This is a genomic window from Pseudomonas sp. 20P_3.2_Bac5 (assembly GCF_025466035.1).
Classification (GTDB): Bacteria; Pseudomonadota; Gammaproteobacteria; order Pseudomonadales; family Pseudomonadaceae; genus Aquipseudomonas.
On sequence record NZ_JANLOA010000126.1, the window covers coordinates 96,067 to 116,691 of the forward strand.

The 20,625-nt window shown below is 63.4% G+C and carries 16 protein-coding genes; 3 read left to right on the forward strand and 13 right to left on the reverse strand.

Translation table 11 applies throughout. From position 1 onward, the window contains the following. Positions 1-33: 33 nt before the first annotated feature. From NTD88_RS23565 to betI, 4 genes are all read right to left on the reverse strand, one after another. Positions 34-1,776: a potassium/proton antiporter gene (locus NTD88_RS23565; protein ID WP_095156287.1), complete on the reverse strand. Its 1,743-nt coding sequence runs from the start codon at positions 1,774-1,776 to the stop codon at positions 34-36. Positions 1,777-1,968: 192 nt separating this feature from the next. Beyond that, positions 1,969-3,666 carry a choline dehydrogenase gene (betA, locus tag NTD88_RS23570; RefSeq protein WP_262128890.1) on the reverse strand — a complete coding sequence of 566 codons (1,698 nt, stop codon included), beginning with the start codon at positions 3,664-3,666 and terminating at the stop codon, positions 1,969-1,971. A gap of 83 nt (positions 3,667-3,749) precedes the next feature. Beyond that, positions 3,750-5,222, reverse strand: coding sequence for a betaine-aldehyde dehydrogenase (betB, locus tag NTD88_RS23575; protein ID WP_262156326.1), 1,473 nt, complete (start codon positions 5,220-5,222; stop codon positions 3,750-3,752). A 29-nt stretch (positions 5,223-5,251) separates the two neighbouring features. Then, on the reverse strand, positions 5,252-5,917 hold the full coding sequence (gene betI, locus NTD88_RS23580) for a transcriptional regulator BetI (RefSeq protein WP_262128892.1): 666 nt from the start codon (positions 5,915-5,917) through the stop codon (positions 5,252-5,254). A gap of 480 nt (positions 5,918-6,397) precedes the next feature. Here betI and NTD88_RS23585 point away from each other — a divergent pair, with 480 nt between their 5' ends. Further along, on the forward strand, positions 6,398-8,344 hold the full coding sequence (locus NTD88_RS23585) for a BCCT family transporter (RefSeq protein ID WP_262156390.1): 1,947 nt from the start codon (positions 6,398-6,400) through the stop codon (positions 8,342-8,344). Between the two features lie 88 nt (positions 8,345-8,432). Here the strand turns inward: NTD88_RS23585 and NTD88_RS23590 are convergent, their stop codons facing one another. From NTD88_RS23590 to NTD88_RS23605, 4 genes are all read right to left on the reverse strand, one after another. Beyond that, entirely contained in the window at positions 8,433-9,992 is a 1,560-nt protein-coding gene (locus tag NTD88_RS23590) for a sensor domain-containing diguanylate cyclase (RefSeq protein ID WP_262156325.1), read from the reverse strand. 124 nt (positions 9,993-10,116) lie between these two features. Next, entirely contained in the window at positions 10,117-11,295 is a 1,179-nt protein-coding gene (gene choV / locus NTD88_RS23595) for a choline ABC transporter ATP-binding protein (RefSeq protein WP_110970383.1), read from the reverse strand. Then, positions 11,292-12,140: a choline ABC transporter permease subunit gene (choW, locus tag NTD88_RS23600; RefSeq protein ID WP_410017310.1), complete on the reverse strand. Its 849-nt coding sequence runs from the start codon at positions 12,138-12,140 to the stop codon at positions 11,292-11,294. Before choW ends, choV begins: the two co-directional genes overlap by 4 nt. Positions 12,141-12,206: 66 nt before the next feature. Then, entirely contained in the window at positions 12,207-13,154 is a 948-nt protein-coding gene (locus NTD88_RS23605) for a choline ABC transporter substrate-binding protein (protein ID WP_095156279.1), read from the reverse strand. Positions 13,155-13,604: 450 nt separating this feature from the next. On the opposite strand from NTD88_RS23605, the gene NTD88_RS23610 reads away from it, so the two are divergent. Together NTD88_RS23610 and NTD88_RS23615 are read left to right on the forward strand one after the other, a co-directional pair. Beyond that, positions 13,605-14,981: an L-serine ammonia-lyase gene (locus NTD88_RS23610; RefSeq protein ID WP_110970385.1), complete on the forward strand. Its 1,377-nt coding sequence runs from the start codon at positions 13,605-13,607 to the stop codon at positions 14,979-14,981. Positions 14,982-15,374: 393 nt separating this feature from the next. Next, positions 15,375-16,478 carry a GlxA family transcriptional regulator gene (locus NTD88_RS23615; RefSeq protein ID WP_095156277.1) on the forward strand — a complete coding sequence of 368 codons (1,104 nt, stop codon included), beginning with the start codon at positions 15,375-15,377 and terminating at the stop codon, positions 16,476-16,478. 94 nt (positions 16,479-16,572) lie between these two features. On the opposite strand, the gene NTD88_RS23620 is transcribed toward NTD88_RS23615, so the two are convergent. The 5 genes from NTD88_RS23620 to choX all read right to left on the reverse strand — a co-directional run bounded on the left by NTD88_RS23620 (position 16,573) and on the right by choX (position 20,567). After that, complete coding sequence (locus NTD88_RS23620; protein WP_095156276.1) at positions 16,573-16,833, reverse strand: hypothetical protein; 261 nt, start codon at positions 16,831-16,833, stop codon at positions 16,573-16,575. A 274-nt stretch (positions 16,834-17,107) separates the two neighbouring features. Next, positions 17,108-17,578 carry a thioesterase family protein gene (locus tag NTD88_RS23625; protein ID WP_262156323.1) on the reverse strand — a complete coding sequence of 157 codons (471 nt, stop codon included), beginning with the start codon at positions 17,576-17,578 and terminating at the stop codon, positions 17,108-17,110. 14 nt (positions 17,579-17,592) lie between these two features. Further along, positions 17,593-18,558, reverse strand: coding sequence for an L-carnitine dehydrogenase (locus tag NTD88_RS23630; protein WP_262128894.1), 966 nt, complete (start codon positions 18,556-18,558; stop codon positions 17,593-17,595). Between the two features lie 16 nt (positions 18,559-18,574). Continuing rightward, positions 18,575-19,459 (reverse strand): 3-keto-5-aminohexanoate cleavage protein, encoded by an 885-nt coding sequence (locus NTD88_RS23635; protein WP_262156322.1) that lies wholly within the window; start codon positions 19,457-19,459, stop codon positions 18,575-18,577. Positions 19,460-19,634: 175 nt separating this feature from the next. Then, entirely contained in the window at positions 19,635-20,567 is a 933-nt protein-coding gene (gene choX, locus NTD88_RS23640) for a choline ABC transporter substrate-binding protein (protein ID WP_262128895.1), read from the reverse strand. Between the last annotated feature and the right edge of the window lie 58 nt (positions 20,568-20,625).

A 20,625-nucleotide genomic window follows, 5' to 3' on the forward strand; every position in this document is an offset into this window, starting at 1 on the left:
GAATTCGTGCAACCAGGCTGGAAAGACTGAAGTTTAGAGGAACAACCCGGGGCCGGGTCGGCTACCTTCCGGGAATTTGATCCCCACTTTCTGGATCTTGTTCCCTTCCATCAGCGCAACGGTCCAGGTCGTGTTGTTCCACTCGATCTGGTCACCGACGATCGGCGCACCGCCGACCTTCTGCTGGATGAAGTGTGCCAGCGGCATTTGCGGGTCCTGGCCGTCGAGTTGCAGACCGTACAACGCGGCTACAGCCCCCAGTTCTGCGTCACCTTCGAGCACGAAGTCGCCGAAGAAGCGCAGGTCGAGGCCACGTTGCGGCGCCTGGCTGAACAGTTTTCCGAGGGCCGAAAGGTTGTGTTCGTGACCGATCACGCAGAGCAGGTCGCCGACTTCGAGCACCGTACTACCCGACGGATGGAGCAGTTGCTGGCCGCGAAACAGGGCGGCGATGCGGGTGCCTTCGGGCATTTTCAGCTCGCGCAGGGCAGCGCCGATGCACCATTTTTCCGCGCCGAGGCGGTAGACGAACAGCTCCCACTCGCTGGTGATGTGCACTTCCAGGGCCGAACGCGAGATTGGCGCCGGGTCCGGCGGTACGGTCACTTTCAGCAGGCGCGCGACCCACGGCAGGCTGGTGCCCTGCACCAGCAGCGAGACCAGCACGATGAAGAACGCCAGGTTGAAGTACAGCTGGGCCTGGGGCAGGCCGGCCATCAGCGGGAACACGGCGAGAATGATCGGCACCGCGCCGCGCAGGCCAACCCAGGAAATAAAGGCTTTTTCGCGGCCATGGAAGGCCTTGAACGGCAGCAGGCCGACCAGCACCGAGAGCGGCCGGGCGAACAGGATCATCCACAGCGCCAGGGCTAGCGCCGGCAGGGCGATGGGCAGCAGGTCGTGGGGCGTGACCAGCAGGCCGAGGACCAGGAACATGCCGATCTGCGACAGCCAGGCCATGCCGTCGAGCATGTGCAGGATGCCGTGGCGGCTGCGGATCGGGCGGTTGCCCAGCACCAGGCCGAACAGGTAGACGGCGAGGAAGCCGCTGCCGTGCAGGGCGTTGGTCATGGAGAAGATCACCAGGCCGCCGGCGATCACCAGAATCGGGTAGAGGCCGCCGGCCAGGTTCATCCGGTTGACCAGTTGCAGCATCAGCCAGCCGCCGCCCAGGCCGAGCACGCCGCCGATGCCGAATTCGCGCACCAGGTGCAGCAACAGGCTCCAGTGCAGGCCGGTCTGGCCGCTGGCGATCATGTCGATGAGGGTGACGGTGAGGAACACGGCCATCGGGTCGTTGCTGCCGGACTCGATTTCCAGGGTGGCGGTGACCCGTTCGTTCAGGCCCTTGCCGCCCAGCAGCGAGAACACCGCAGCGGCGTCGGTGGAGCCGACGATGGCGCCGATCAGCAGGCCTTGCATGAGGTTCAGGTCGAACAGCCAGGCCGCTGCCATGCCGGTGAGGCCGGTGGTGATAAGCACGCCCACCGTTGCCAGCGACAATGCCGGCCAGAGTGCCACGCGGAAACTTGCCACCCGGGTGCGCAGACCGCCGTCCAGCAGGATCACGGCCAGCGCCAGGTTGCCCACGAGGTAGGCGACGGGGTAGTTGTTGAAGATGATCCCGCCACCATCGACACCCGCGACCATGCCGACCGCGAGGATGATGACCAGGATAGGGATGCCCAGCCGTGACGACAGCGAGCTGACCAGAATACTTGCACCCACCAGCAAAGCGCCGATCAAGAACAGGCTGTTGATGGTGCTCGCATCCAAAGGCGTTACTCCGGGACATCGCGGGGAAGAGGACCTGTCTGATAAGCAGGTCGCGTGCCAACCGATTCTAACCTGATGAATTGGCGGGCTGTAAAGCGTTTCCGCAGATGTAGAAAAGGCACCTGCGGGAGGTGCCTTTCATGTGTTGGCCTGATCGCGACGGTTAGGCGCCTAAAGCAGGCCCAAATACACTCAACCCTGTTTGAACTCGCGAGCCGGCTTGCCCTTCACCGGTGCGCCATTGGCCACATGGTACTTGGCGGTGCTGCGCGGCAATGGCTGGCGATTGCGGATCTTGTCGGCGATTTTCTCGGCGATCATGATCGTCGTGGCGTTGAGGTTGCCGGTGATGATGATCGGCATGATCGACGCATCGACCACTCGCAGACCTTCCATCCCGTGCACTCGGCCCTGGCCGTCTACCACCGCCATCTCGTCGTCGCCCATCTTGCAAGAGCAGGACGGGTGGAACGCGGTCTCGGCGTGCTCGCGGATGAACTGGTCCAGTTGCTCATCGGTCTGCACGTGCTCGCCCGGGCTGATTTCGCGGCCACGGTAAGCGTCGAGCGCCGGCTGAGCCATGATTTCGCGGGTCAGGCGGATGCCGTCGCGGAATTCCTGCCAGTCCTGCTCGGTTGCCATGTAGTTGAACAGGATGCTCGGGTGCTGGCGCGGATCCTTCGACTTCAACTGGATACGGCCACGGCTCGGCGAACGCATCGAGCCCATGTGCGCCTGGAAGCCATGTTCCTTCACGCCATTGGAACCGTTGTAGTTAATCGCCACCGGCAGGAAGTGGTACTGGATGTTCGGCCATTCGAATTCCGGGCGGGTACGAATGAAACCACCGGCCTCGAACTGGTTGCTGGCGCCGATACCGGTGCCTTTGAACAGCCACTCGGCACCGATGGCCGGCTGGTTCCACCACAACAGCGACGGGTACAGCGACACCGGCTGGGTGCAGGCGTATTGCAGGTACAGCTCCAGGTGGTCCTGAAGGTTTTCGCCGACGCCCGGCAGGTCGTGGACCACCGGAATATCGAAGCTTTCCAGCAGCGCGCGGGCGCCGACGCCGGAACGTTGCAGCAGTTGCGGTGAGGCAATGGCGCCGGAGCAGACGATGACTTCCTTGCGCGCACGGGCTTCCACGCGCTCTTCGCTGGCGCCGACCAGGTAGGTCACGCCAACGGCGCGCTTGCCTTCGAACAGCACGCGGTCGCTCAGGGCGTGGGTGACGATGGTCAGGGTCGAGCGCTTCTTGGCGGTGTCCAGGTAACCGCGGGCGGTGCTGGAGCGACGGCCGTTCTTGGTCACGCTGCGGTCCATCGGACCGAAGCCTTCCTGCTGGTAGCCGTTGAGGTCTTCGGTGCGCGGGTAACCGGCTTGCACGCCGGCTTCGACCATGGCGTGGAACAGCGGGTTGTTGCCGGCTTTCGGCGTGGCCACGCTGACCGGGCCGTCGCCGCCGTGGTAGTCGTTCGGGCCGATGTCGCGGGTTTCCGCTTTGCGGAAATACGGCAGGCAATCCAGGTAGGTCCAGTCTTCAAGGCCGGGCAGCTTGGCCCAGCCGTCGAAGTCCAGAGCGTTGCCGCGGATGTAGCACATGCCGTTGATCAGCGAAGAACCGCCCAGGCCCTTGCCGCGACCACATTCCATGCGGCGGCCGTCCATGTGCGGCTCGGGATCGGTCTCGTAGGCCCAGTTGTAGCGGCGGCCTTGTAGCGGGAAGGCCAGTGCGGCCGGCATCTGGGTGCGGAAGTCGGCGCGGTAGTCCGGGCCGCCGGCTTCCAGCAGCAGGACGGTGACGCCTTCGTCTTCGGTCAGGCGGGTCGCCAGGGTGTTACCGGCCGAGCCGGCACCGACGATGATGTAGTCGAAAATATGGGACATGTTCAGTTCCCTCATTGGGCAGGAGGCGGGGAGAGTGGGAGGCGCCCGGCCAGCAAGGACCGGGCGCGGCTACAAAAGGGCGCTTAGAACACCGAGGTGTAGGAACCCAGCTCGACCTGTACCGACTTGATGCGGGTGTACTGGGCCAGCGAGCTGACGCCGTTTTCGCGGCCGACGCCGGATTGCTTGTAGCCACCGACCGGCATTTCCGCCGGCGACTCGCCCCAGGCGTTGATCCAGCAGATGCCGGCTTCGAGCTTGTGGATGATGCGGTGGGCGCGGCTGATGTCGTTGGTGCAGACGCCAGCGGCCAGGCCGTATTCGGTGTCGTTGGCGCGACGGATCACTTCTTCTTCGGTTTCGTAGCTGAGGATGCTCATGACCGGGCCGAAGATTTCTTCCTTGACGATGGTCATGTCGTCACAGCAGTCGGTGAACACGGTCGGCGCGACGAAGGCGCCCTTGGCGAATTCGCCGTCGGTCAGGCGCTCGCCGCCACACAGGACGCGGGCACCTTCTTCCTTGCCCTTGGCGATGTAGCCGAGGACGTTTTCCAGGTGCGCGAAGCTGACCAGCGGACCGAAGTTGGTGTTCTCGTCTTCCGGGTTGCCGACGCGGATGCGGGCGACACGTTCAACGATTTTCGCTTCGAAAGCGGCCTTCAACGACGCCGGAACGAACACACGGGTGCCGTTGGTGCAGACCTGACCGGAGCTGTAGAAGTTGGCCATCATGGCGATGTCGGCGGCCTTGTCCAGGTCGGCGTCGTCGCAAATGATCAGTGGCGATTTGCCGCCCAGTTCCATGGTCACTTCCTTCAGCGAGGAGCTGGAGGCGCTGGCCATGACTTTCTTGCCGGTGACGGTGCCGCCGGTGAAGGAGACTTTCTCGATGCGCGGGTGCTCGGTCAGCCAGGTGCCGACTTCGCGGCCGCTGCCGGTCAGGACGTTGAACACACCGTCCGGCAGGCCGGCTTCGGTGTAGATCTCGGCCAGTTTCAGAGTGGTCAGCGAGGTGACTTCGCTTGGCTTGAAGATCATCGCGTTGCCGGCGGCCAGGGCCGGGGCGGATTTCCACAGGGCGATCTGGATCGGGTAGTTCCACGCGCCGATACCGACGGTGACGCCCAGCGGCTCGCGACGGGTGTAGACGAACGACGATTCGCGCAGCGGGATCTGCTCGCCTTCGATGGCCGGGACCAGGCCTGCGTAGTATTCCAGCACGTCGGCGCCGGTGACGATGTCGACGTAGCGGGTTTCCGAGTAGGACTTGCCGGTGTCCAGGGTTTCCAGGGCGGCCAGCTCGTCGTTGCGCTCGCGCAGGATGTCGACGGCGCGGCGCAGGATGCGCGAACGCTGCATGGCGGTCATCGCCGCCCAGACTTTCTGGCCACGCTCGGCGCTTTCGACGGCGCGCTCGACGTCAGCCTCGGTAGCACGTTGCACATGGGCGAGGACTTCGCCGTTGGCCGGGTTGATGGCTTCGAAAGTGGCATCGCTGCCAGCGTCGACATAACCACCATCAATGTAGAGTTTTTGCGTTTCGAAACGGGCCATAGTGTCCTCGCAAGTGCAATGTGTTTTGGCTATCCGGCGGCGACTCCCGATTTCTTTCGGGTCTTGCTGCGCGGGGTTTCAGAGGCCTGGTTCTGTACGTCCGGGCTCGTCTGTTTCGCCAGTTGTAGATCCATGTATTCGTAAGCGATTTGTTGCGCCTGGGTGGTGTCGAAGGCGTCTCCGGACAGCGCACCGCGCAGCCACAGACCGTCGATCAACGCTGCCAGGCCGCGGGCTGCGCTGCGTGCTTCGGGCAGCGGCAATACTCGGCGGAACTGGCTGCACAGGTTGGAATACAGGCGGTGATCGTTGATCCGCTGCAACCTGTGCAAGGACGGCTGGTGCATGCTGGTGGCCCAGAACGCCAACCAGGTTTTCATTGCCGGGCCATTGACCTGGCTGGCGTCGAAGTTGCCTTCGATGATCACCTGCAGGTGGGCACGCGGGCTGTCGTCCGTGAGTGCCTGGCGGCGGGCGGCGACGCCCTCGCTCAACACCGTCATCAAATATTGCATGGTCGCTGCGATCAGGCCGTTCTTATCCTGAAAGTAGTGACTGATGATGCCATTCGACACACCGGCCAAACGGGCGATCAGCGCAATGCTGGCATCACCCATGCCGACCTGGTCGATAGCCGTGAGTGTGGCTTCGATCAACTGCTGGCGGCGAATGGGTTGCATACCGACCTTGGGCATCTGGCAAATCTCCTCAGGCCTGCGAGCAGACGACAAGCGGCTGACTCGGCGAAGGCCAGTCTATTTTGTTTTGATTGAACGTTCAATCAACAAAGAATAAGCTCTGCGACAATTTGTGCCATTGACAGGATTTTGAGCCCGTCAGAAGGCACGAATTGGCACCCCGGAAAGCCGTGGAGCCCCGTAAAACATGGTGTTTCACGCGCATAGACGCACCGTTGAACAGCGTTGCCGTCCGGCCAGTGGCCGCGCGGCGCAACCCTCGAGCCGGGGTTTTCAGCCTGTTTTTCAACGCATTCGATTTGGGACCACGGTTTTTCAAGGTGCTTTTATAACACCTGACGCAATAGGGCTATTGCACCAATTGCGCGGGTGAACGGGTCGTTTCACTTTTTCTCACGCACCGCCTGGAGCATCCGTGCAATGAGTTCTGCCTCCCTGATAAAGACCCCCGTCGAGAGGGTCCGGGTCAACAGCGTGGTGTTTTTCACCTCCACCCTGCTGATCCTGTTGTTGACTGCCTTGCTGATCGCAGTTCCGGAAACCGCAGGCCATGTGCTCGGTCAGGCTCAGGCCTGGCTGTCGCGCAGCTTCGGTTGGTATTACATGCTGGTGATCGGTGGCTACCTGGTGTTCGTCATCGCCATCGCCTTTTCGTCCTACGGCAAGCTCAAGCTCGGCGGCAAGGATGACAAGCCGGACTTCAGCTACGGCGCCTGGGCCGGCATGCTGTTTTCCTCCGGCATCGGCATCTCGCTGTTGTACTTCGGTGCTTCCGAGCCGCTGGATCACTACTACAATCCGCCCGAAGGTGCTTCGGCCAGCCTGCAGTCGGCCCGCGCTGGCCTGCAACTGACCTTCCTGCACTGGGGCCTGCACGGCTGGGCGATCTACGCGTTGGTCGGTCTGGCCGTGGCTTACTTCGCCTACCGTCACAATCAGCCGCTGGCGCTGCGCTCGGCGCTGTACCCGCTGGTCGGCGAGCGTTGGGTCAAGGGTGCCGCCGGGCATACCGTGGACATCTTCGGCATGTTCGTGACCCTGCTGGGCCTGGTGACCAACCTGGGCATCGGTTCGATGCAGGTGTCGTCGGGCCTGGAATACCTGTTCGGCATGGAGCACAGCAACACCAACCTGCTGATCGTGATCCTGGTCATGAGCACGGTGGCGACCATCGCCGCGGTGTCGGGTGTGGAAAACGGCATCCGCCGCCTGTCCAACCTGAACATCATTCTGTTCAGCGGCCTGCTGCTGTTCGTCCTGCTCAACGGCCCGACCCTGCACCTGCTTAATAGCTTCGTGCAGAACATCGGTGACTACCTCAACGGCGCGATCCTCAAGACCTTCGACCTCTACGTCTATGAAGGCGATGCGGCCAAGTCGGAACGCTGGCTGGGCCTGTGGACCGTGTTCTATTGGGCCTGGTGGATTTCCTGGGGCCCGTTCGTCGGCATGTTCATCGCCCGGATCTCCCGCGGTCGCACCGTGCGCGAACTGGTAGCCGGTGTGCTGCTGATCCCGTTGGGCTTCACCCTGGCGTGGCTGTCGATCTTCGGTAACACCGCGCTGGACCTGGTGATGAACCACGGCGCGGTGGAGCTGGGACGAACGGCGCTGGAGCAGCCGTCGATGTCGATCTATCAACTGCTGGAGCACTTCCCGGCGGCGAAGATTGTCGTCGGCGTCGCGGTGTTCGTCGGTTTCGTGCTGTTCCTGACCCCCGCCGACTCCGGCGCGGTGATGATGGCCAACCTGTCGTGCAAAGGCGGCAGCGTCGACGAAGACGCGCCGCACTGGCTGCGTATCCTCTGGTCCGCGATCATCACCATCGTCACCGTCGGCCTGCTCTTCGCCGGCAACTTCGAGGCGATGCAGACCATGGTGGTGCTGGCCGGCCTGCCGTTCTCGGTGGTGCTGGTGGTGTTCATGTTCGGCCTGTACAAGGCGATGAAACAGGACAGCCAGGTCGAGCAGGAACAGGCCGAACTGGCCGCGCGCGGTCGTCGTGGTTTCAGCGAGCGGCTGAGCCAGCTCGACCTGCAACCGACCCAGGCGATGGTCCAGCGCTTCATGGACAAGCACGTCAGCCCGGCGCTGAAAGACGCCGCCGAGCAACTGCGCAGCATGGGTCTGACGGTGGAAACCCGCGTCGGTCAGTCGCGTTCGTCCCTGGGCCTGCGCGTGACCATGGAAGAGGGCAACCCCTTCGTCTACGAAGTGAGCCTGGACGGTTACCTGGCCGCGCCGAACGAGGCGCCGGCGGAAGGCGAAAGCGAAGTGCGCCAGCGCTTCTACCGCGCCGAGGTCTACCTGCACAACGGCAGTCAGGAATATGACCTGATGGGCTTCACGCCCGACCAGATCACCCGTGACGTGCTGGATCAGTTCGACAGCCACCGCCAGTTGCTGGGGCGGGTGTATAGCTGATCGCCGATCGCTGAAATGAAGAAAGGGCCTTGCCGGTGACGGTGAGGCCCTTTTTTTCATTTATGGCGGCGGAGCCTGTGGGACGCCGCTACCCCACCACCCGATTACGCCCGCCCTGCTTGGCCCGATAGAGGTTCTCGTCCGCTTGCTTGAGCACTTCGGCGGCGCTGTTCGCGTGCGGTCCGCGGCAGCCGACGCCGATGGACAGGGTGATGTGACCAACCCCGGTCACGGCGGTGGTCTCGATGCTGGCGCGGATCCGCTCGGCAATGGCGCAGGCCGCGCTGAGGTCGGTGTCTGGCAGCAGCAGGACGAACTCTTCGCCGCCCGCGCGGCACGCCAGGTCCCCGCTGCGGGAATGCCGGGCGATGATCGTGGCCACCTGCTTGAGCGCGACGTCGCCGGCATCGTGGCCGTAGGTGTCGTTGACCCGCTTGAAGAAGTCGATATCCAGCTCAAGCGCCGAATAGGGTTGTTGCGACTGGTCGAACAGGGCCAGCGTGGCATCCATCGCGCGGCGGTTGGCGAGGCCGGTCATCGGGTCGCTCTGGGCTTGTTCGCGCAGCCGGCCGATTTTCTGCTGGATCAGTTGCACGCTGGTGATCAGCGCCTGGCGAATGGCCGCCGGTTCCTTGTACCAGGCATCGATCTTGCGCAACTGCTCGGTGGTCTGTGGCTGGGACAGTTGTGTGGCGCTGACCGCCAGTTGCTGCAGTGGCCGAGTGATCAGCAGGGCGCCGCCCCAGAGCAGCGCCATTCCCACGAGGCTGGCCGGGAGCAGGTCGATGATCATGTTCTTCATCAGTTGACCCAGGGTGGCCAGCGCTTGCTCACTGGGTTGTTGGGCGACCACGGCCCAGTTGGCGCTGGCCACGGGCGCGTAGCCGGCGAGCATCGGGATGCCTTTGTAGTTTTTCATCTGCATGCTGCCGCTTTCGCCGCGTAGCGCGGCATCGACGGTCTTGCTGGCGCCCAGGATTTCGCCGATGCGCGGGTCGTCGGGGTGGTGCAGCAGGCGCCGGTTTTCGTCGACGACGAAGGCGAAGGTGCCGTCGTGGTGGAAGTGGCTGGAGATCAGGCCGCTCAGTACGTTGCTGGTGTGAATGTAGACCGCGCCGCCAAGTACGCCGAGGAACTTGCCGCCGGGGTCGATCAGAGGCCTTGAGATGAACACCATCAGTTTGCCGCCGGCCGACTCGTAGGCGTGGCTGATCAACGGGCGACGTTCCTTGACCGCTTGCTGCATTTCTTCGGAGCGCAGCAGGCTGCCGATGATCTTCCGGTCTTCGGGGTAGACCTGCAGCACCCTGCCGGTGTCATCGGTGATGACCACGGCATCGAAGTCTTCATCCTGAGCCTGCAGCCGCAGGGTTTCGGCGCGCAGCAGCAGGGGGTTGTCGAAGTCGCGGACCAGCAGGTGGCCGCTGTAGTCCAGGTGCGACTGGGCTGATTTCAGAAAGCCGTCGATGCTGGAGGCCACCTTGGCCGCGTAGGCGCGGTTGGCTTCAAGGGTCGACTGGATCAGCGCGTCGCGCTGCACACCGTAGGCGACCACCAGGCTGTTGGCCAGGGTGGCCAGCGCCGAAAACAGGGCGAGGAGCAGAATCAGGCTGCGCAGATCGAGGGAGCGGAAGGTGGAGAGTTTCATTGCGTGCAGGACGTCCTGAAGAGTGGCACGCGATAAGAATAGGCGGGAATCTCCGCGGGATGTTGTTTCAGGGCCTCATCGCTGCGGTTCGGCGCCCCGAAGCGCAGCGATGAGGCTCTGCGGATCAGCCGTGGTTTTTGCCCAGCAGCGCGTGATACAGCTCGCTGTCGCCGAGAATCCCCACCACGCGGTTGTCCTCTTGCAGCACCAGCTTGTTGCCGGTCTGGTAACGGATCTGCAGCGCTTCGCGCATGCCGATGTTGACGTTGACCAGCGTCGGTTTGCGGCCGAGGCCTTCCACGGCTTCGCCCGGCGCCCAGTTCTGCAGGTCGAGGCCGTTCACGCCCTGGCGGGCACCCTTGATGGTGTTGCCTTCGGCCAGGTCGAGCCAGGAATCGCCGCTCGGGTCCAGGCACACCGAGCCATTGATGCGTTTGCACTGGTCCAGCGTGCGCATCAGGCTGCGACCGCAGAGGACGTTGAGCGGATTGGTATGAGCCACGAAGGTGCGCACGTAGTCGTCCGCCGGGTTGAGGACGATCTCTTCCGGCTTGCTGTACTGGATGATCTTGCCGTCTTTCATGATGGCGATACGGGTACCGAGCTTCAGCGCTTCGTCCAGGTCGTGGCTGACGAAAACGATGGTCTTGTTCAGCTTGTGTTGCAGTTCCAGCAACTCGTCCTGCAGGCCTTGGCGGATCAGCGGATCAAGGGCGGAGAACGGTTCGTCCATCAGCAGGATGTCGGCATCCATGGCCAGGGCGCGGGCGAGGCCGACGCGCTGCTGCATGCCGCCGGAGAGTTCGTCGGGCTTCTTGTTGCGCCACTGGGTCAGGCCCACCAGCTCCAGCTTCTCGTCCACCAGCTTGCGCCGCTCTTTCTCCGGGCGGCCCTGCATTTCGAGGCCGAAGCTGATGTTCTCGCGCACCGTCAGCCAGGGCATCAGGGCGAACTTCTGGAACACCATGGCGATGCGCTGGGTGCGCATCATCTTCAGTTCCGCCGGGGTGCAGTGGGCGATGTCGATGTGCGAGCCTTCATGCTCGACGTACAGCTTGCCGCGGCTGACGGTGTTGAGGCCGTTGATGCAGCGCAGCAGGCTGGATTTGCCCGAGCCGGACAGGCCCATCAGCACGCAGATTTCGCCTTTATTGATGTCCAGGTTGGCTTTTTCCACGCCCACCACCAGCCCGGTCTTCTTGAGGATTTGCTCCCGCGTAAGGCCTTGGTCTAGCAGGCTGAGTGCCTCACGCGGTCGATTGGAGAAGATGACGTCTACGTCTTCAAAGCGAATGATGCTCATGCCTCACCCCTTACCTGTACATCGGGTTGTTTGCAGATACGGTCGAGCATGATTGCCAGCAGGACGATCGCCAGGCCCGCTTCGAAGCCCAGGGCGATATCGGCAGTGTTCAGTGCGTTGACCACGGGTTTGCCCAGGCCATCGGCCCCCACCAGCGCGGCAATCACCACCATCGACAGCGACAGCATGATGCACTGGGTGATACCGGCCGCGATGCTTGGCATCGCATGGGGCAGTTCAATACGGGACAGCAGTTGTCGGCGCGAGCAGCCAAAGGCCTTGCCGGCGTCGAGCAGTTCCTGGGGTACGTCGCGGATACCCAGGTAGGTCAGGCGGATCGGCGCGGCGATGGCGAACACCACCGTCGAAATCAGCCCGGGAACCACACCCAGACCGAACAGGGTCAGGGTCGGGATCAGGTAAACGAAGGTGGGGACCGTCTGCATCAGGTCGAGGACCGGGCGCATGGCGGTATAGAACATCGGCTTGTGCGCGGCGACGATGCCCAGCGGCACGCCGATGGCCACGCAGACCAGGGTGGCGAACAGCACCTGGGCCAGGGTCTCCATGGTTTCCTGCCAGTAACCCAGGTTGAGGATCAGCAGGAACGACGTCACGCAAAAGGCGGTCAGCGCCCACTTTCGCTGGATCAGGTGTGCGCCCAGTGCGATCAGCCCGATGAGGACGAACGGGTTGAACCAGGTCAGTGCCCCGGTCACCCCGTGAATCATCCATTCCAGCGCCGCGGCGAAGGCATCGAAGTAATTGGCGCCGTGTTGGGTCAGCCATTCAACGAAGGCCGCGATGTGCTGGCCCAAGGGTATTTTTTGATCGATCAGCATGATAGCGAGCGTCCACCTGCAAGGATTCGAAAACTCCCCGCGGCGGTCAGTGCCGCCGCGGGGGCGTGCTTACTGCGTGAGTTTGGCCTTGGCCGCTTCCAGGCCGGGTTTGCCGTCTACGGTGGTTACGCCGGCCAGCCAGGTGTCGAGCACCTGCGGATTGTTTTTCAGCCAGGCCTTGGCGGCGGCGTCGGGTTTGGTCTTGTCGTCGAGGACGTTGCCCATCAGCGTGCTTTCCATGTCCAGGGTGAAGGACAGGTTTTTCAGCAGTTGACCGACGTTGGCGCATTCCTGGGTGTAACCCTTGCGGGTGTTGGTCAGCACGGTGGCCTTGCCGAAGTCAGGGCCGAAGAAGTCATCGCCGCCACTCAGGTACTGCATCTTGAAGCGCTTGTTCATCGGGTGCGGTTCCCAACCGAGGAACACCACATCGGTGCCGCGTCGTGCTGCGCGATCGACTTGCGACAGCATGCCGGCCTCGCTCGATTCGACCACCTTGAAACCGGCGTCTTTCAGGCCGAAGGCGTTCTTGTCGATCATGCTCTGGATGGTGCGGTTGCCGTCGTTGCCGGGCTCGATGCCGTAGATCTTGCCGTCCAGCTCCTTCTTGAACTTGGCGATATCGGCGAAGTCCTTCAGGCCTTTGTCATACAACGCCTGCGGGACCGCGAGGGTGTACTTGGCGTTTTCCAGGTTGGCGCGGACGGTTTCCACGGTGCCGGCATCGCGGTACTGCTTGATGTCGTTTTCCATGGTCGGCATCCAGTTGCCGAGGAACACGTCCATGTTCTTGCCGTCGGCCAGCGACTTGTAGGTCACCGGGACGGAGATCATGGTGGTGCGGGTCTTGTAGCCCAGCGCTTCGAGAACGGCGCTGGTCACAGCGGTGGTCACGGTGATGTCAGTCCAGCCGACATCGGAGAAGTTGACGGTGTGACACGCTTCAGGCTCGGCGGCCTGGGCCAGCGCCGGGAGGCTCAGTAGCGCGGCCAGTAACAGCGAAGGTGAACCTTTCATGAATGGACTCCTTAGTGTTTTTTTTCGGACGTCCCACGGGACCGCCGTGCTTTATGTCTGCATTCGGTCGGGCCTGGCTGCCGGGCGACAGCGGGACGAGTGCCGTGCAATCGAGTCGATACCGATCATCTACCAGCGAAAAACAAACGCCTACAGGGTGCGTCGTAACCAGTACAGGCAGGGTCGCATCCAGTGCCAATGAGGTCGCATATGGATTCATCGGCCCCGATAAACACTCTTTCGCCCCGTCTGCACCGCAAAAAAACGGCGCTTTCAGGCCGCTCGCAAAGGGCGGCGTTGCTGGACAAGAGTGAGTCGGTTGCAGACGTCAGGGGTGTTGCCAAAAGCCTGATGATGCGCGGAATCGGCGGATTGCCGCCCAGTCAGCGTAGCAGCTGTGGCCTCCGTGCCCGGGCTGCGTACGCCTGCCCAATCAGGAGGTTCGTGGCCATGGCCATCAGTGTGTTCGACCTGTTCAAGATCGGCGTCGGCCCGTCCAGTTCCCATACCGTCGGCCCCATGCGCGCTGCGGCTCTGTTCGTCCAGGGCCTGCGCGAGCGGGGTGAGCTGGAGCAGGTGCGCCGCGTCGAAGTGCGCCTCTACGGTTCGCTGTCGGCCACCGGTGTCGGCCACGGCAGCGACAACGCCGTGATCATGGGCCTGATGGGCGAATGGCCGGACGCGATCGACCCGTCGCAGATCGGCATCCGCATCGCCACCCTGCGCGAAACCGACACCCTGCTGCTCGACGGCCGCCTGCCCGTACCCTTTATCTGGCAGCGCGACATGCGCCTGCTGGACGAGAACCTGCCCTATCATCCCAACGCCATGACCCTGGTGGCCGAAGGCGCTGACGGCGAGCTGCACAGCGACACTTATTACTCGGTGGGTGGCGGCTTTGTGGTCGACGCGGCGCAGGCCGCCAGCGGTGTGCTGGACAGCGACAACACCGTGCTGCCCTACGATTTCAACAGCGCCGAGGAACTGCTCGAACGCTGCAAACAAAACGACATGCGCGTGTCGCAATTGATGCTGGAAAACGAGAAGGTCTGGCGCAGTGAAGCGGAGATTCGCGCCGGCCTGATGAAGCTCTGGCAGGCCATGCAGGATTGCGTGGAAAGCGGCCTGAAATACGAAGGCATCCTGCCCGGCGGCCTCAATGTGAAACGCCGCGCAGCCAAGTTGCACCGCAGCCTTCAGGAGCTGGGCAAGCCCAATGTGATCGGCTCGACCCTGAGCGCGATGGAGTGGGTCAACCTCTACGCCCTGGCGGTCAACGAAGAAAACGCTGCGGGCGGGCGCATGGTTACCGCGCCCACCAACGGCGCGGCCGGGATCATTCCTGCGGTGCTGCACTACTACATGCGCTTCAGCGATGAAGTCAGCGAAGCCTGTGTGGTGGACTTCTTCCTCGCTGCCGCGGCGGTGGGCATCCTGTGCAAGAAGAACGCGTCGATTTCCGGTGCCGAAGTCGGTTGCCAGGGCGAGGTCGGCTCGGCCTGCGCGATGGCTGCGGCGGGGCTTGCGGAAGTGCTCGGCGCGACTCCGGCGCAACTGGAAAACGCCGCCGAAATCGGCCTGGAACACAACCTGGGGCTGACCTGCGATCCGGTCGGCGGGCTGGTCCAGGTGCCGTGCATCGAGCGCAATGCCATCGCCGCAGTCAAGGCGATCAACGCCGCGCAGATGGCTCTGCGAGGGGATGGTGAGCACTTCATTTCCCTCGACCGGGTGATCCGCACCATGCGCGATACTGGCGCCGACATGCACGACAAGTACAAGGAAACCTCCCGCGGCGGTCTGGCGGTCAGCGCCATCGAGTGCTGAGTGCGCTGCGCCGTTTTCGCTCACCTGCCTACGCCCGCGCCGCCTTTTGGCGCGTGGGCGAAAGGCCAGTTTTTCCTACGCTGAAAATCCCTCCGTACTACCTCAGGTGACACTCTTTCGTGTCGCTTCTGGGCAACTTTCCCGCTAGTGCTACCGAACTGCTCACCACGCCTGCCGATGAGCCCTGGACCGGCCCTTTCCGTTCACTGGAGCGGCTGGTCGAGGGCGCTTTTTAGACGTGTCGCGACGTCGTTTTCAGGATTTATTGAATAGCTGTTCAATTTCAGGCATGGCATTTGCGTTGAGATTGGCAAAGCCCCTGCATTCGAACCGGGGCAAATACAAAAAGCCCGTGCCTGAGGCGCAACCTGCATTGTGTGAGGAGAGATCGCGATGACGTCGTACAACTCCGGGGCCCAACCCCAAACCCGCACGCCCCAATCCATCGGTTTCCTGCTGTTGGACAACTTCACGCTGATTTCCCTGGCATCCGCCGTTGAACCGCTGCGCATGGCCAACCAGTTGTCCGGCCGCGAGCTGTATCGCTGGCATACCCTGAGCGTGGACGGTGGCCAGGTCTGGGCCAGCGACGGTCTGCAGATCACCCCCGATGCAGCGATGCACAAGGCGCCGCCGATGGACACCGTGATCGTCTGCGGCGGCATCGGCATCCAGCGCACCGTGACCCGTGAACACGTCACCTGGCTACAGAGCCAGGCCCGCCAGTCGCGCCGCCTCGGCGCGGTGTGCACCGGCAGTTGGGCGCTGGCCTGTGCCGGCCTGCTCGATGGTTTCGATTGCAGCGTGCACTGGGAATGTCTGGCGGCGATGCAGGAAGCCTTCCCGCGGGTGAGCATGAGCACCCGCCTGTTCACCCTCGACCGTAACCGCTTCACCAGCTCCGGTGGCACCGCGCCGCTGGACATGATGCTGCACCTGATCAGCCGCGATCACGGCCGCGAACTGTCGGCGGCGATTTCGGAAATGTTTGTCTACGAGCGCATCCGCAACGAACAGGATCACCAGCGTGTGCCGCTCAAGCACATGCTCGGCACCAACCAGCCGAAGCTGCAGGAAATCGTCGCGCTGATGGAAGCCAACCTTGAAGAGCCAATCGACCTGGACGAACTGGCGGTATACGTCTCGGTATCGCGGCGCCAGCTCGAACGGCTGTTCCAGAAATACCTGCACTGCTCGCCGTCGCGCTACTACCTCAAGCTGCGCCTGATCCGCGCGCGGCAGTTGCTCAAGCAGACGCCGATGTCGATCATCGAAGTGGCGTCGGTGTGCGGGTTCGTCTCCACGCCGCACTTCTCCAAGTGCTACCGCGAGTACTTCGGCATTCCGCCGCGGGATGAGCGTGTGGGTTCCAATACGGCCCAGCAGGTGGCGATGATGCCGATCCCGCAGGCGCTGGTGCTCTCGCCGCTGGCGGGGCCGATGGCGGCGTTGAGCCAGGCGCGGAACGAGTCGACGTTTGCGAGTGTGAGGTTGTAAGAGCGAGCTTGCTCGCGATTCTCTTGGGGCCGCTGGCCCCATCGCGAGCAAGCTCGCTCCTACAGGTCTGGAGTGGCTTGTGGAGCGACTTCGATTACCGATGAGCCGCCTTGAACTCCGCCAGCGCCGGCAACAACTGCTTTTCAATCGCCTGACGTACCGCCGGCAAGATCGTCGCGCTGCCGGTGTACATCTGCTCGACCATTCCTTTCAGCGCCTTGGCCTGTGGCTCGCTCAGCCCGCGCACCGCGTGCTCGCACGCCTGTTCGGCGCTGACCCCGGAAGGTGTTTCGAAACCGAGGGCGCGCAGGTGCCCAACCAAGTCGTCCTGATCAATCAAATCCGCGTGCATCATGGCGTTAGTCCTTGTGGCAGGTGAGATCGTGGATCGATTCTGGAAGCGCTCGGCGAGCGCGGCAAGGGCAGATTGTCGCGATGGCCGCATTACCTATGAACAGGTCGTTTTCGGCAATATTGCGTGACGCGGGAGTGTGCACACTGAGGCCATGCACAGGTTGAGGGCGGTTTGGTCACCGGTCTTCTGGCAGCAGGTAATTTGCTCACTCTTCGCCCCGGACGCGTCACGGCTATCCGGGGCTGTTTTTTGGGGTGGTTGAAACCAGAGGAACTCAGCCCGGCAGCCCGATCACCCGCCCGACAAACTCCGCCGCCGGCAGATCCGCCTGCTCCGCGACGATCCCCCGCAACCGCTCCACCACCTCCTCGGCAAAGGGCGCCGATTTCGGCCCCGCCAGGTCCACATGCAGCAGCATCTGTTCATTGGCCGCCAGCGCCGGCTCGAAGCCTTCACGGTGCAGGCTGTGATAGAGGTGCAGGCGCTTGCGATCGAAGCCGATCACTTGCGTGTCCACCCACACCGGCGTCCCCAGCTTCACCTCATGCAGGTAGTTCAGGTGGCATTCCAGGGTGAACAGCGAATGCCCCGTGGCATCGCGGTTGTCGCTGTCCAGGCCGATGCGCTCCATGAACGCATCGGTGGCGTAGCTGAAGATCAGCAGGTAGAAGGCATCGCGCAGATGCCCGTTGTAATCCACCCAGTCTTCCAGCACCGGGGTCTGGTAAGTCAGCAAGGCAGGCATCGCGTTTCTCCGGGTCAGTCGCTGAACGTCATGCCGTGGCGGGCCTTGGTGGTTTTCACCGCGTCCAGCACCGCCAGCAGGCAGTCATCACGATAGCGCTCCAGCGAGGCAATGCTGCGCTCGCCGCGCTGGTCGGTGGTGCCATCCACCACGGCGTCGATCAGTTCGTCGGTCAGCGCCGGGGCGGGCAGGTAGGTCCACGGCAGTTGCAGCGCCGGGCCGAACTGCGCCATGAAGTGGCGCATGCCAGCATCGCCACCGGCCAGGGTATAGGTCAGGAAAGTACCCATGAACGACCAGCGCAGACCAGCGCCGAAGCGGATCGCGTCGTCGATCTCGCCGGTGGTGGCCACGCCATCGTTGACCAGGTGCAGCGCCTCGCGCCACAGCGCTTCGAGCAGGCGGTCGGCGATGAAACCGGGGACTTCCTTGCGCACGTGCAACGGTTGCATGCCGAGGGCGCTGTAGACCTGTTTTGCTGCTTCGATAGCCTCGGGCGCGGTGTTCCGGCCGCCGACGATTTCCACCAGCGGCAGCAGGTACACCGGGTTGAACGGATGGCCGACCACGCAGCGCTCGGGATGGATGGACGACTCGTAGAATTCGCTGGGCAACAGCCCCGAGGTGCTGGAGGCGATCAGTGCATCGGGCTTGGCTGCGGCGCTGATCTGGCCGTGCAGGTCGAGCTTGAGTTCCAGCCGCTCTGGCGCGCTTTCCTGGATAAAATCGGCGTCGCGCACGCATTCCTCAATGGTCGCCACGAAACGCAGTCGCTCCTGCGAGGCGCCGGGCGCCAGGCCTTGTTTCTCCAGCGCAGGCCAGGCGTTGGCGATGCGTTTGCGCAGAGCCTGCTCGGCGCCCGGCGCCGGGTCCCAGGCCACTACGTCGAGGCCGTTGGCCAGGGCGCGGGCGACCCAGCCGCTGCCGATCACGCCGCTGCCCAGGGCCGCGAAAGTTTTGATATCAGTGATAAAGCGCATGTGGGGCTCCTGTGGATCAGCGACGGGTCAGGTTCATTTTGGCGCGGCCTTCGGCGGGGGTGAGGACCCGCGCGCCCAGGCGTTGAAGGATCTCAGCGGCGCGCTCCACCAGTTGGCCGTTGCTGGCCAGCACGCCTTTCTCCAGCCACAGGTTGTCTTCCAGGCCGACCCGCACGTTGCCGCCCAGCAGCACCGCCTGTGCGGCCATCGGCATCTGCATGCGACCGATGCCGAACCCGGCCCAGGTCGCGCCTGGCGGCAGGTTGTCGACCATGGCTTTCATGGTGGTGGTGTCCGCCGGAGCGCCCCACGGGATGCCCAGGCAAAGCTGGAACAGCGGGTCGTCCAGCAGGCCTTCCTTGATCATCTGCTTGGCGAACCACAGGTGGCCGGTGTCGAAGATTTCCAGCTCGGCTTTCACGCCCAGTTCGGTGATGCGCTTGGCGCCGGCGCGCAGTTGGCTCGGGGTGGAAACATAGATGCTGTTGCCGTCGCCGAAGTTGAGGGTGCCGCAGTCCAGGGTGCAGATTTCCGGCAGCAATGCTTCGACGTGGGCGAGGCGCTCCAGCGGGCCGATGAGGTCGGTGCCGGGGCCGAATTCCATGGGCATTTCGCCGGGGCCGATCTCCAGATCGCCGCCCATGCCGGCGGTGAGGTTGACGATGATGTCCACGTCCGACTCGCGGATGCGTTCCATCACTTCGCGGTAGAGCGCCACATCGCGGCTGAAGCGGCCGGTCTCGGGATCGCGGACGTGGCAGTGGACCACGGTGGCACCGGCCTTGGCGGCTTCCACCGCGGCGGCGGCGATCTGCTTCGGCGTGACCGGGACCAGGTGGCTTTTGCTGGCGGTGTCGCCGGCGCCGGTGAGGGCGCAGGTGATGATGACGTCGTGGTTCATTGCGGGGTTCCTTGGGGCGTGTCTGTCTGGTTCGTGGCCTGGGTGGGCGATGAAAAATCATGGGTATCGCGTAGCACTTCTGTAGGAGCGAGCTTGCTCGCGATGGCTGTGTCGCGGGCTCTGTGAGGGCCTCATCGCGAGCAAGCTCGCTCCAGCAGGGAAGGACGGCGGGGTCTCAGTTGGCGGTGAGCTTGAGGTTCTCAGCGGCGGGTTGCCCGTCCAGCGTGGTCACCCCTTCAAGCCAGCGGGCCTTGTCCTCGGGATGGTCCTTGAGCCACTGCCGCGCCGACTCCAGCGCGTCCTTGTGGTCCAGCAGCGGTTGCATCATCCGGCTCTCGGCTTCGGCGCTGAAGGTCAGGTTGCTCAGCAGGCGGCTGACGTTCGGGCAGCGGCTGGCGTAGTCCGGCGCGGTGACGGTCCACACCGTGGCGCGGCCTTCATCCGGGCCCAGGGCGTCTTCGCTGCCGCTCAGGTAGGCCATGTCGACATTCACGTTCATCGGATGCGGCGCCCAGCCGAAGAACACCACGGCTTCCTTGCGCCGCACGGCGCGATCGACCGCCGCGAGCATGCCGGCCTCGCTGGACTCCACCAGCTGGAATTTGCCCAGGCCGAACTGGTTCTTGGCGATCATCGCCTTGATCTGGGTATTGGCCCCGGAACCCGGCTCGATGCCGTAGATCTTGCCGCCCAGCTCCTTCTCGAACTTGTGGATGTCGGCAAAGGTTTTCAGGCCCTTGTCGGCCAGGTATTTCGGCACGGCAAGGGTGGCGCGGGCGTCGTTCAGGCTGGGGGTGTCGAGCACCTTGACCTGGCCTGCGTCGACGAACGGGGTGATGGTCTGGGTCATGATCGGGTTCCAGTAGCCCAGGAACAGGTCCAGTCGCTGGTCACGGATACCGGCGAAGATGATCTGTTGCGAGGCACTGGTCTGTTTGGTCTGGTAGCCGAGGCCGTCCAGCAGCACCTGGGTCATGGCGCTGGTGGCCATCACGTCGGTCCAGTTGACGACGCCCAGGCGGACGTTCTTGCAGACGGCCGGCTCGGCGGCCAGTGCGTTGGTGCTGAGGATTGCGGTACCGACGAGCATCAGCAGCGATCTGTACATGGTGGCTCCTCCAACGGCAGTTCTAATTGTTATAGGGATGCGGCTTCTGCGAGCCGTG